Genomic DNA, 12,129 nt, shown 5'->3' on the forward strand with positions numbered 1-12,129 from the left:
AATTATTAATTTAAAATTTAATCAATTAAATTTAATTTAATCAAATTTTTTTGCTTAGTTTCTTTGCACCACATTTCGTAACTTTCACAAACTCTCCAAAGATGATTAAAGGCTCTTTGTGATAATTCCAAAGGGAAATGGGTTTTTGTGTAGTATAATTTTGGTATTTTAAGCAAAAATTTAACCATAGAATCTTTTTGAATGTCTAAAAGTCTTAATGTTTCTTCATTAATTTTTTTACCAGTAATTTTATCAACAAAATTGTTATCTTTTAATTCAGATATCCAATTTTCATGAAATTTTCCTGAGCTAATAAAATCATAATCTTTTGTTGTCATGAAAATCTCAAATGCTTGGATGTTATTAACTTCAGGATTTTGGTTTTTTATCTCAATAATTTTAGAATATATTAGTTCTGCAACTCTTAAAACATAGGGCTTATCAATTTTAGATGTCACTGTTTATCTTTTGTGTTTCTGCATTGCAGAGTGAGCAAGAATTAAATTTGGATCCAAAAATATCTTTGAAGATTTAATATTCTTGAATGATTTAAAAGCGAATATTGCAATTGGCAACTCAGTACAACCTAAAATTATTTTTTTACATTTCATTTTAAGCAAATATTTTATAGCTGGTTTGATAGCTTTTTCAGCAGCTCTAACATTACCCATTTTTACAAACTTGATTGCTTTATTTACTGAATTTTTTTGAAGATTTTCAGATGGGTTAACTAATTGATAGCTCTGATCAAAAAATTTATTATACACTCCAGTTTTTAAAGTACCTTCAGTGGCCAATAAACCAACTTTTGAATTTTTTTTACAATTCTTTTTTGTAAATTTAAAAACTTCTTTTGGCATATTTATAATTGGGATATTGATTTTTTTTTGCAGATCATCAAACCAGTAATGAGCTGTATTACATGGGATAACAATAAATTTGCATTTATTCTTTTCTAATAACTTACAACCTTCAAGAAGACTTTTTAAAACTTTATTATATTTTGTTCTATTGGATTTATTTGTATTTAGATTTGATAAGTTTTTTGTTTGAGTACCTATAGATTCTGGTCTTCCTGGAATATTTGATTTGTTATACAAAACAAATAAAGGATATTCTTGATCAATTTTACCTCTATTTAGCACTGCAAGCTTATTGCAAAAATCAAGACCAGCCTGAGTACCCATTCCACCTAAAATTCCGATCATAAAATTCTTATTATCTTATATACAACTTATATAATTAAATTTTTTGACTAAAAGTTGTTTTTTATAAGATTTGGTATTGGCTGAATAAAATTATTTATTAAAAAATAAAATTTTTTCAGCCAATAGGAAGTGTGAAATTATGCAGTTTTTAAGTTAACTGCTGAAGGACCTTTGGGACCATCTTCAACATCGAAAGTCAAAGCTTGACCCTCATCTAAACCGTTCATACCAGCATCTCTTACTGCTGAAACATGTACAAACACATCTTTTTCTTTGTCTTCTCTTTCAATAAAACCAAAACCTTTGGTTGGATTGAACCATTTTACTTTACCTGTTAGACTCATATTATTTCTTCTTACTTTTTGTTATATTAATTATTACTTAAAATTTATAATTAAGTAATTTTGGCTTTCTTTAGATTTTAATGGGTTTTGTCAACAAAATAGAGAAATTATCCGATCTTATTGTCAATCTGTAGCAATCAATTTAGTCAAATAAACAGAATTAACATCTTCTTTATAATGAGCAAATGGTTCACAAGGCTCAAAACCACAAGATTTAAAGAGTTTTCTAGCTGGAATAAAAAAATCTCCAGCACCTGTCTCAATACTTAATTTTTTAATATCTAATTTTTTTGCCTCACTAATAAGGTGATTGATGACAATAACACCATGTCCTTTTTTTCTAAAATTATCATGAATTCTGATTGATTTGAATTCTCCATGTCCTTTTTCTAAAAATTTTAACGCACCACATCCCATTAGTTGATCGTTATTATATAAACTCCAGAATTTTATAGATGGAACTTTAAGACCTGGAATGTCTAAAACATGAGCGCTTCCCTCTGGTGAGGCAGCTCTAAGTTCAACAAAATGCTTTGTTAAAAGCTTGTGAACTTCTGGATCATCAAAATTTCCTTCAATTGATTTTAACATTTTATTCCAGAATAGTGATATGACCCATTTTTCTTTTATCTTTAATTTCTTTTTTTAAATAATCAAAAAAGAATTCGTTATCTTTAAGTTTTGGAGAATTTCTATAGTGAGATATTTGATCTCCTAGTAAATTTATCATTTTTGCATTTGATAATTTTTTTAAAGGTATCTGTTCAAGTCCACAAACAGCTCTGATGTGATTTTCAAATTGACTTACATTAAAAGCATTAATTGTTAAATGTCCAGAATTATGAACCCTTGGAGCAATTTCATTTACATAAAGATTATCATTTCTATCTATAAAGAATTCTACGCATAGAGTACCAACATATTTAAGTTCCTCAGCAATAAGAATTGCCCAATCTTTAGATTGATTAAATATTTTTTCATTTATATCTGCAGGTATTTTAGAATGTTTTAAGATCTGATCTTCATGGGTATTTTCTATAGGTTCATAGATTTCATATTTATTATTACTAAACCTAGTTATAATAATTGATATCTCTTTTTTAAGTTTGACTAATTTTTCTAAAATGTATCCTCTTGATAAATCTAATTTAAGATTGTTTAATTCTTTTGATGACGAGACAGGGTGCTGCCCTTTACCGTCATAACCTAATGTAGTAGTTTTAATTATACCTGGTAAAAAATCTTCAAGTACATCAATATCAGATTGATTTTCAACTGAGACATATCTAGTCGTTCTTATATTTAATTTATTTACAAAATCTTTTTCTGCTAATCGATGTTGAATTAGTCTATTTACTGAAGGTTTTGGTAAAACTGGTTTTAACTTGTTGATATCATTTAATGTTTCATATGGAATGTTTTCAAATTCATAAGTTACGATATCAACTTTGTTTACAAATTCATTTATTTTTTCTTTATCATCATATTTTGCACCAATAAATTCTTCACAAAAATTTTGAGCTGGTGCTTCCAAATCATCACAAAAAATTATTATCTTTATCCCTAGTTTTTTTGCAGCAATTGCAAGCATACTTCCTAATTGGCCGCCCCCAATAATCCCAAGAGTAATATTAGACATTTTTATTTTGGAGCTCTTTTAACAGATTTAGTTTGGTTTGATCTCCAACTTTTTAGCTTATTTTTGATCGATGAATTAGTAATAGCCATTATTTCAGCAGCAAGTAATGCAGCATTAATAGCGCCATCTTCTCCAATTGCTAAAGTACCGACAGGAATCCCTTTTGGCATTTGAGCAATCGAAAGTAAACTATCTAAACCTTTTAGTTTTTTGCTTTCAATCGGCACTCCTAGAACTGGAATTTGAGTTAACGCAGAAATCATTCCTGGTAAATGTGCTGATCCACCAGCACCAGCAATAATTACCCCTATATTATTTTTTTCTGCCTTTAATGCAAAATCGTACATTCTCTTTGGGGTACGATGAGCAGAAACAATTTTAGTTTCAAACGAGACACCTAATTGTTTAAGAGTTTTTTCGGCTAATTGCATAGTTTTGTAGTCTGATTGACTACCCATAACTATTGAGACTTTTTTATTAGTATTTTTTTTCATGAAAATGCTCTCTTGTTTATTTCAAAATTAATCAAAAATTTCAATAAAATTAATAGTATTTCAATTTAGATTGATTAATCTTATTTCGTTATGAATTTTAAAATCGATAATTTGCAATATTGCAATTGGTCTAGAAAAATTTTTGAAACAAACAGAGCCGCAGGCTTAGATGCAGTTCATGTAACTATAGTTTATCATGAAGATTATGATGAACTACTAATAGAATTAAATAAGTGGGAAAAAATTTTTGAAGCAAATTCTGATCTTATATTTCTAGGGAAAGATTTTAAAGATATTGAAAAAGCAAAGCTTGAAAACAAAACTGCAATATTTTTTGGTTTTCAAAATTGTTCACCAATTGAGGATGACATTGGTTTGGTTGAAAAAGTTCATGAACTTGGTTGCAGATTCATGCAACTAACTTACAACAATCAATCTCTTCTTGCTACCGGTTGCTATGAAAAAATTGATAGCGGAGTAACTAATTTTGGAAGAGAAGCAATAAAAGAAATGAATAGAGTAGGCATCGTTGTTGATATGTCTCACTCTGCAGAAAAAAGCACAATGGATGCAATTGAAATAAGTGAAAAACCAATTGCAATTACACATGCAAACCCTTCTTTTTGGCATGCTGCAAAAAGAAACAAATCTTCAGATTTGCTTAAGATGCTAAGTGATAGTGGAGGAATGTTAGGTTTATCTTTATACCCACATCACTTGAAAGAAAATACTAATTGTACTCTTGATAGTTTTTGTGAAATGGTAGCAAAGACTGCAGAAATTATGGGAGTAAGTAAAATTGGTATAGGGTCTGATCTTTGTCTTGATCAACCTGACAGCGTAGTTGAGTGGATGAGAAATGGTACTTGGACCAAAACTAAAAATTATGGAGAAGGATCAAAAAATAAACCAGGCTTTCCAAAACAACCTAATTGGTTTGAAGACACACGAGGGTTTGCAAATATAGAAAAAGGTCTCAAAAAAATTGGATTTTCTGAGGATGAGACACATGGGATACTAGGAAATAATTGGTACAATTTTTATAAATCAATTTAAGTTATGCAAGTAGAACTAAGGGATCCAAATACTATTATGAAATTATCTCGTTTGGGATCTTTTCATCAATCTAAATTATCTTTTTTAAGAAGTTTTTTGAATGAATTTAAAGACTGGGAATATAAACAAGATTTGTTTAATTTAGATGAAAATGGTTATGGTGAGGCAGTATATTCATTTAAAAAAGACAAAAGAGTTTATTCTTTAGTTTGTTTTGCAAATCATATTAAAGATGGGGAAAGATCAGACAGAGTTATAGCTACTAAATGGGATGCAGCTTTTACTCTTCATGATGGTGTACCAGGTAAAAAAGATATTGAAAGACTAAAAAATGAAGTTCCCAAACAAGAAGTAGGAAGACTTTCTTATAAAGAGCTTACATTATCAAGAGCGAATAAATCTGTACGATTATTTAATCATGTAACAGAGAATTTAAGTCAAGGATTACAACCAGATTTAAATTTATTATCAAAAGTTGGTTATTTATATAGAACTACTGCTGTTTATGGATCTGGTAAATTTGGTTTAGCAGATAGGTTTAGAATAAAAAATCGTGAGGAAATTAACGGACCATTTAGATTAGAAATGATGCTGGTTTATCTTGTAAGACAGTTCACTTTTGACCAAGTAAATCATGTTGCGTATCATAAGAACCCAAAAAAAGCAGTTAAACTAGACGAGCAAATCTCTAAAAATCTAGGTATTGGAAATTCTACTGGATTAGGAATGGCACCTTTTATTGTTAATCACCCAACACTTTTAAATAACTGGATCTTAAGTAGAGAAATAGCTTTAAAAAAAATTAGAGAAATTAAAGATGTAAATAAAAATGATAGTGAACTTTTTATTGATTGCGTAAAAAAATCATTAACAAATATCACAAGCTGGAACACTGATAGTGAATATCAAAAAAATAAAATTAATAATCTACTGAAAGATGTTCAAAAATTTTTGAAATTCATTGAAAATGATTTTGATTTTACAAGGGAATATCCTTTCAACAATATTTATGAGTGGCTTGAGCAAGAAACATGTGAAGAATGTATTGAATATGTTGTATCCATTATGATGGAACCATATAGTGAAATAACCGAACCTTTAGTAAAAGAAATGAGCTCTGATGAAGAAAAATATTTTAATATACCAGCTCACAGAACTGTTGAAGATTTAAGAAACATAATTGAGAAAAAATATCCAAATATTTTAGAAATAAATTTTGAAAAAAAAGAAAATAATCAAAATTTTTGGTTTATCTCAAAAAATAAAGAAGAGCCAAGATTAGCTGATAGATTTGAAGAACATGGTTCAGAATTAGAACAACCTTTAGCTATAGCTAGAGACATAAAAAAACTTTACGAAATACTAATGGTTTCAAAAAATAGTCAAACTGTGTCTGACTTTTTAATAAAAAACTCTGATTTGAGACATGTTATTAGAAGAGTTTTTGTAGTTGAAAAATTTCCTTATTCAGAAATTCAAGATAATACGATTGGTAAAAATATAATGCCTATAGATATGTTGAGATTGAAGCTATCTTTCTTTGGGGCTTTAAAATTTGACCCAAGATCTGACAAGTGGTTAAGAATTTGCATGTTTCAAGGAGCGCCCTTACCTCATGAATTAAAAAATTATGATGAGCAGTGGGTATATAAAACTAACATTTAAAATGAAATCATTAAGTGAAATTGAAACTACTGTTAAAAGAGCAACTAAAGCTAGTGGATATTCCTGGGGAGTTGCTGAAGAAACAGCAAAGTGCGTAAGACTGTTAGAATCCTTTGGTCTTCCAGGTATAAAGCACATAAATAAATATTTTTCTGAAAGAAAAGAAAATAGTTTTCAAAATTTAAATTTAATATTAGAAAAAAATCAAACTTCAGAAAAATCTTATTGTCCAATAATTCTAGGAGTTAGTTTTTTAGATCAATCAAAATCTTTAGAATCTTTTAAAAAAATTGAACTAAATAACGTTGCTTACCCTTCAATATTTTTAGCTTTTGTAAGCAGAGCATCAGAAATTATCGGTAAAAAAATTCATCTAAGTCTTGATAAAAAAGAAATTATTTTAAATTTGAATTTAAATATCTATTCAAATCTTTCTAATTATGACTTTCCATCTGTTGCAAATCATTTAGCAATCAGTTTTCTGGAAAATATTGATAACTTTTCGGAGGAAGAGTGGAAGAATTTATACAAATTATCTGAAGATACTTTTGTTGAAGAATCCGAGAGTTTAAAACAAGTTGGGGCAGGTGCAGGCCTAACAGATAATGACTGATAACTTTGATGAAGTTAAGGATCAAGATAATAGTGAAGATTTAAATAATATTTGTGATGAGTGTAAAGAAGAGGATGAGAGTGTATCTCAAAATTTAATTTTAACTGGCTTTAAAATTTGTAAATCCTGTAGAATTTCAAAAACTATTTTTCCAATCTAGCTAATCTGATTAGTTGGAAGCATGTTCATTCTACTCATTACGAAAGTAATTGATAGAAAAGCTATTATCAAAAAAGATAATAAGACTATACCAAAAGATTTAAAATTAGATTTTAAATTTAAAATTTCTTTTGTTGAAATGATTAAACCTGCAAAAATCCAAAATTGAGTAAGAAAAATTATAGGTATCATTAAATCTGGAGTTACTGCAAAAAATCTTAATAAACCAGGAGCATGAGCAAAACCAACTGCGGTTAGAACTTTTTTAAATGATACTTTAGTTTGTTTATCTGGAAAAAGTTTAACACCTATTACAAAAATGAAGATTGCCCATATTAACCAAGTGACTATTGCTGTTAGACCTGACATTCCTATTGCAGTTTTAATGACAGTGTTAGCTGCTACTGCACCAGCAACTCCATCTAAAATCATTATTAAGCCTGCAAAATATATGGAAGCTTCACCAAAATTTCTGTTATCAGAATAAAGTGTCTTATCTAATTTTATTGATTTGAAAACTATATTTAAAAATTCACCAAACATTAATTTTTATCTCTTTTATTTTTTTGAGCTTTATAAGAAACAATTAATGGAAATACTATTAAAGCAATCGCAATAATAATGCAAATTGCTATTAAAAACCCTTTTGTCATTGAAATTTGGGGGAGTTTAAATAACTCCCCCTAAATAAATTTAGCCTTTTACAACTTCTCTTGTGTTTGCGTTGAAAGACTCTTTGAATGGAATATCCACTACTACAGCATCAACAGGTGTTCCTGGAGTTTCTGAATATTCTGCAGGTAGATGAACTTTAAATTTAGTTCCTACTTTTCCTTTTGGAAAACCATTTGCATTCAATGTTCCATCAAAAGGAACATATCCCATTGCAATGTTTGTTTTCTTTTCAGGGTGCCACCATGGTGATGTTAAAAATCCTACTGGATCTCCACCACTTTCGGGAGAAACTAACCAAAAGTCAGGTGCATAATTATCAATAGGTTTACCACCTAATTCCATACCAACTAGTTGAAGTTTGTATGGTTTTTTACCTGCTTTTAATTCCTCTCTCATTTTTTCTAGTGCAGCCTTACCAACATAATCAGCGGTTTTGTTCCATTCTCCTTTTCCAGACAAAGAAACTTGATAACCTAAATTACATTGGAACGGATTGTGTTGTTGATCCATGTCTTGTCCCCAAGAAAGAATTCCTGCTTGAATTCTTCTGTGGTGAGCAGGAGCAATGACCATCAAGCTGTGTTTTTTTCCAGCTTCAAGTACAGCATTCCACATATCTTCAGCATATAAAGTAGAGTTTCTTAGATAAATTTCATAACCAGCTTCTCCTGAGAAACCAGATTGTGAAATCACAACATCTCTACCGCCAACTTTTGCTTCAGCTAATCCGTAGAAAGGCATATTATCGAAATCTACTTGATCTCCACATAAATCTTTCATTAATGCTTTTGATTTAGGACCTTGAATTTGAACTGGGCTCACATCAATTTCTTCAATTTTACAATCAAATCTTCCATCTGCGTTTACACCTTGAAGATATAAACCAATATCAGAGTCTGATAATGAAAACCAAAATTCATCTTCAGAAATTCTTAAAAGAATTGGATCATTCAAAACCCCACCATATGCATTACATAGAATTACATATCTTGCTCTCATTGGTGAAATTTTAGTTGCATCTCTAGTGATCACATAATCAGTAAATTTTTCTGCATCTGGACCCTTAACTCTTATTTGTCTTTCAACAGCAACGTTCCACATAGTTACATGGTTTACGATAGCATCGTATTCAACCATAGCACCACCATCTTCCGGTTTTACATAACCTCTTGGGTGATAAATACGATTGTATACAGTTGCTCTCCAACAACCTGCCTGCATTGATAAATGCCAATAAGGTGATTTTCTTACCCTTGTTGAAATTAACATTTCAACTTTTGTTGGCCCACTTTGTCTTAAGTTGTATGGTACTTCCCTGTCTGACTGATCAACAGAAGTAACATGTTTTAATTTAGTATAGTCAAATTCATTAGACATAACTATTCTCCCTCAACCACTTGTTAGTTTCCTTCAAGCCGCCGAATGTATAAATGTGGAAGTTATCAGTGTGCGATTTAACTTTCCCAATTAAATCATTAGGGTCTTTAGGTTTCAATAAATCTAACGCCTTACTAAAATTAGATTTAAGAAAGTTTAAGGAATTTTTTGCCCCAACAATATTAGCAAATTTAATTAAGCTAGATATTTTTAAAGGCCCAGTGATTCCAACATGCACTGGCACGCTTTGTTTAGAAATAAAATCAATGATAGGCTGAGGATCTAATAACCACTGTGTTACTATATAATCAGCGTAAGGCTTTTTATCTATCATTGCTTTTTCTAAATCTGTATCGGATATATCAGGACTCCCTTCAGGATGTCCAGCTATTCCTATTTTCATTTTTTCAAAATAACCTGTTTCTAAAAGTTGAAATGAACTATCAAATTTTCCAAGAGGCTCTCTTCCTCCTCCAATAATTAGTGCTTGCTTCACTCCTCCATCTTTGCATCTTGTAACATAATCTTTAAGCTCATTTTCATCATGCATTGACCTTGCTGGAAAATGTGGAACTGGATTAAATCCTTTTTTTACAAGCTCTACTGCTTTATCTGCTGTTTCTTTATAATCTCCTCCTGGAAGCATAGTGATATAGACATCACTTAATGGAGGTACAGTTTCAAGATCTGTTTTAGGACCTATCTCCAAAGAAAAATTCATACTTTAGATCTTTATTGATTTTGAAATATGAGTCTAGAAAATTCGATTATGACAATTGGTCTACTTTTTAAGCTGACCTCTGTGCTTTTGAATTCTTTGACCGTACTGCTGAGTGACTCTGTCGAAGATAATTGCTAAGGCTACAATAGCTAAACCATTCATCATTCCTAATGCCAAATATTGGTTAGAAATTGCTTGTAAAATAGGCACTCCAAGGCCTTTTACACCAATCATTGATGCAATTACTACCATTGCTAAGGCCATCATAATTGTTTGGTTAATCCCAGCAAAAATTGTTGGAAGTGACAATGGAATTTGAACAGATTTAAGTTTCTGCATTGGAGTTGCTCCAAATGCCTCACTTGCCTCTAAAGTTTCTTTATCTACCTCTCTAATTCCCAGATTGGTCAGTCTTACAATTGGAGGTAAAGCATAAATGCAAACTGCTAAAAGTCCTGGAACTTTTCCTATACCGAGCAACATAATAATTGGAATTAAGTAAACAAAACTAGGTATAGTTTGCATCATATCTAATATTGGCAAAATTGCTTTTTCAGCTCTTTGCGACTTTGACATTAAAATTCCAATTGGAATTCCAACAACGATACAAACTAAAGTTGAAACTGATATAATAGCTACTGTAGCCATACAATTTTTCCACATTCCAAAATAGCCAATTATAACAAAGCATACCACTGTACCTATAACAAGTTTAACACTTCTTGAACCAATCCATGCCAATAATGCAAAAACTGCAATAACAATTGGCCAAGGACTATTTACTAAAAGTTTTTCTAACCATATTAAAAAATATAATAGAGGATCAAAAAAACTCTCTATTCCATCTCCATATGCTCTTGAAAATTCCTTAAAACTAAAATCAATACCTTTTTTTAGCTCTCTTAAGGCCGTCCTATCCATTACTGGAATTTTAGTAAAGAAATCCATAAATTTTTTTTTAATATCGAACCCGTTTTTCAACGGGTTCGATAATTTTATTTATTAAAGTGCTTTTTTAATTTTTGCAGCAGCGTCACTTGAAACCCACTTAGACCAAACACCCTCTTGTGTTTTTAGGAATTCAATTGCAGCATCAGCACCTTCTGCTTGGTTTTCACCCATCCAAACTAACATACCGTTCATCACTGGACCAGGATAAGTTCTTTTCTTGAAATAATCCATACCAGAACTTCCAGCTGTGTTTTTGAAATTATCTGTTACTATAGTGAAAACTTCTGATTTAACCCATGAAGTTTTTTTAGGGTCAGCACATTCTTGTTCTGGTAAAACTATACAGTTGTCCCAGTTGTCTTTACCACCCCATTCACCCATGTCTACAGCTCTCATATCATATTTTCCGATTAAAGCTGTTGGTGACCAATAGTAACCAAACCAATTTTCTCCTCTTTCAGCAGCCTTAGCAATTGAACCATCAAGTCCTGCAGCAGAACCAGTTTCAACAATTGCCCATCCTTTTTCTTCCATGCCCCAAGCTCTAAAATGATTCCTGTTACTTAATTCACAGTTCCATCCAGGAGGGCAAATGTGGAATCCACCCTTTGAAGGATCCTCAGGGTGAGGGAATAGATCTGGTCTTTCTAAAATTGCAGCAGCAGTTGTTAGTTCAGGATGCTTTTCTAGAGTAGCAGGTAATACCCACCAACCTTCACCTAAACCAGTGATTGGAGCCTTATTGATTGAATGCATTTTGCCTTCATCAACAGCTTTGTTCAAAGCAACTATTGCAGCGTTAGCCCAAAATTCTGGAGCAACATCTGGCTCACCTTTTTCTTGCATAGATGTAAATGTAGGCATTGTTGCACCTGGCACCAACTCCACAGAACATCCATAACCTTCTTCTAATATAATTTTATCAACTTCAGCCATAAAGTTTGCTGAGGCCCAGTTCATATTAGCGATAGTTATATTTCCACAAGCAGCATTAGCTACACTTCCAAAAGAAGTAAGACCAAAAACAACGGCTAGGGAAAGAAGTATTCTTTTAATTTTCATTATATCTCCCAATATTTGATTCATTTAAAAATTAAATTGAACATATTGAGGGAAATATTGCAAATTAAATTCAATTATAAGTTGAAGTCAAATTGTCTTTATCTATGCAATAAATTTAGTTATGGTTTTGATATGAAATTTTCAGCAAATTTTTTTTTCAAAGAG

15 protein-coding genes are annotated in these 12,129 nt (G+C 30.8%); 4 read left to right on the top strand and 11 right to left on the bottom strand.

Going from position 1 to position 12,129, the window contains the following annotated elements; translation table 11 throughout:
• Window positions 1-17: 17 nt before the first annotated feature.
• The 6 genes from ACTTAS_RS00960 to purE all read right to left on the bottom strand — a co-directional run bounded on the left by ACTTAS_RS00960 (window position 18) and on the right by purE (window position 3,685).
• Window positions 18-458, bottom strand: coding sequence for a hypothetical protein (locus tag ACTTAS_RS00960; RefSeq protein WP_440678006.1), 441 nt, complete (start codon window positions 456-458; stop codon window positions 18-20).
• Window positions 459-461: 3 nt separating this feature from the next.
• A complete protein-coding gene (locus ACTTAS_RS00965; RefSeq protein WP_440678007.1) occupies window positions 462-1,208 on the bottom strand; it encodes an aspartate/glutamate racemase family protein in 747 nt (248 codons plus the stop codon).
• Window positions 1,209-1,345: 137 nt separating this feature from the next.
• Complete coding sequence (locus ACTTAS_RS00970; protein WP_075506166.1) at window positions 1,346-1,552, bottom strand: cold-shock protein; 207 nt, start codon at window positions 1,550-1,552, stop codon at window positions 1,346-1,348.
• 123 nt (window positions 1,553-1,675) lie between these two features.
• Window positions 1,676-2,143, bottom strand: coding sequence for a GNAT family N-acetyltransferase (locus ACTTAS_RS00975; RefSeq protein ID WP_440678008.1), 468 nt, complete (start codon window positions 2,141-2,143; stop codon window positions 1,676-1,678).
• A gap of 1 nt (window position 2,144) precedes the next feature.
• Window positions 2,145-3,191 carry a 5-(carboxyamino)imidazole ribonucleotide synthase gene (locus ACTTAS_RS00980; RefSeq protein WP_440678009.1) on the bottom strand — a complete coding sequence of 349 codons (1,047 nt, stop codon included), beginning with the start codon at window positions 3,189-3,191 and terminating at the stop codon, window positions 2,145-2,147.
• A 2-nt stretch (window positions 3,192-3,193) separates the two neighbouring features.
• Window positions 3,194-3,685: a 5-(carboxyamino)imidazole ribonucleotide mutase gene (gene purE, locus ACTTAS_RS00985; RefSeq protein ID WP_440678010.1), complete on the bottom strand. Its 492-nt coding sequence runs from the start codon at window positions 3,683-3,685 to the stop codon at window positions 3,194-3,196.
• 90 nt (window positions 3,686-3,775) lie between these two features.
• Between purE and ACTTAS_RS00990 the strand changes: the two genes are divergently transcribed.
• Genes ACTTAS_RS00990 through ACTTAS_RS01005 form a run of 4 tightly spaced genes read left to right on the top strand, consistent with a single transcriptional unit; the run spans window position 3,776 to window position 7,179 of the window.
• Window positions 3,776-4,741: a membrane dipeptidase gene (locus tag ACTTAS_RS00990; RefSeq protein WP_440678011.1), complete on the top strand. Its 966-nt coding sequence runs from the start codon at window positions 3,776-3,778 to the stop codon at window positions 4,739-4,741.
• Window positions 4,742-4,744: 3 nt separating this feature from the next.
• Window positions 4,745-6,406: a hypothetical protein gene (locus ACTTAS_RS00995; RefSeq protein WP_440678012.1), complete on the top strand. Its 1,662-nt coding sequence runs from the start codon at window positions 4,745-4,747 to the stop codon at window positions 6,404-6,406.
• Between the two features lies 1 nt (window position 6,407).
• Window positions 6,408-7,019, top strand: coding sequence for a DUF3726 domain-containing protein (locus tag ACTTAS_RS01000; RefSeq protein ID WP_440678013.1), 612 nt, complete (start codon window positions 6,408-6,410; stop codon window positions 7,017-7,019).
• Window positions 7,012-7,179 (top strand): hypothetical protein, encoded by a 168-nt coding sequence (locus tag ACTTAS_RS01005; protein WP_440678014.1) that lies wholly within the window; start codon window positions 7,012-7,014, stop codon window positions 7,177-7,179. The genes ACTTAS_RS01000 and ACTTAS_RS01005 overlap by 8 nt, the downstream gene beginning before the upstream one ends.
• Here ACTTAS_RS01005 and ACTTAS_RS01010 read toward each other — a convergent pair.
• From ACTTAS_RS01010 to ACTTAS_RS01030, 5 genes are all read right to left on the bottom strand, one after another.
• Complete coding sequence (locus tag ACTTAS_RS01010; RefSeq protein ID WP_440614125.1) at window positions 7,176-7,721, bottom strand: hypothetical protein; 546 nt, start codon at window positions 7,719-7,721, stop codon at window positions 7,176-7,178. The two genes, ACTTAS_RS01005 and ACTTAS_RS01010, sit on opposite strands and share 4 nt — an antisense overlap.
• A 150-nt stretch (window positions 7,722-7,871) precedes the next feature.
• A complete protein-coding gene (locus ACTTAS_RS01015; protein ID WP_440678015.1) occupies window positions 7,872-9,230 on the bottom strand; it encodes an aminomethyl transferase family protein in 1,359 nt (452 codons plus the stop codon).
• Window positions 9,223-9,951, bottom strand: coding sequence for a methylenetetrahydrofolate reductase (locus ACTTAS_RS01020; RefSeq protein WP_440678016.1), 729 nt, complete (start codon window positions 9,949-9,951; stop codon window positions 9,223-9,225). Before ACTTAS_RS01020 ends, ACTTAS_RS01015 begins: the two co-directional genes overlap by 8 nt.
• A 60-nt stretch (window positions 9,952-10,011) precedes the next feature.
• Window positions 10,012-10,899 carry an ABC transporter permease gene (locus ACTTAS_RS01025; protein WP_440678017.1) on the bottom strand — a complete coding sequence of 296 codons (888 nt, stop codon included), beginning with the start codon at window positions 10,897-10,899 and terminating at the stop codon, window positions 10,012-10,014.
• Between the two features lie 54 nt (window positions 10,900-10,953).
• Complete coding sequence (locus tag ACTTAS_RS01030) at window positions 10,954-11,964, bottom strand: glycine betaine ABC transporter substrate-binding protein (RefSeq protein WP_440614128.1); 1,011 nt, start codon at window positions 11,962-11,964, stop codon at window positions 10,954-10,956.
• Window positions 11,965-12,129: the final 165 nt, after the last annotated feature.

It is taken from the genome of Candidatus Pelagibacter sp. HIMB1611 (assembly GCF_052047715.1).
In the GTDB taxonomy this organism is placed as follows: domain Bacteria; phylum Pseudomonadota; class Alphaproteobacteria; order Pelagibacterales; family Pelagibacteraceae; genus Pelagibacter.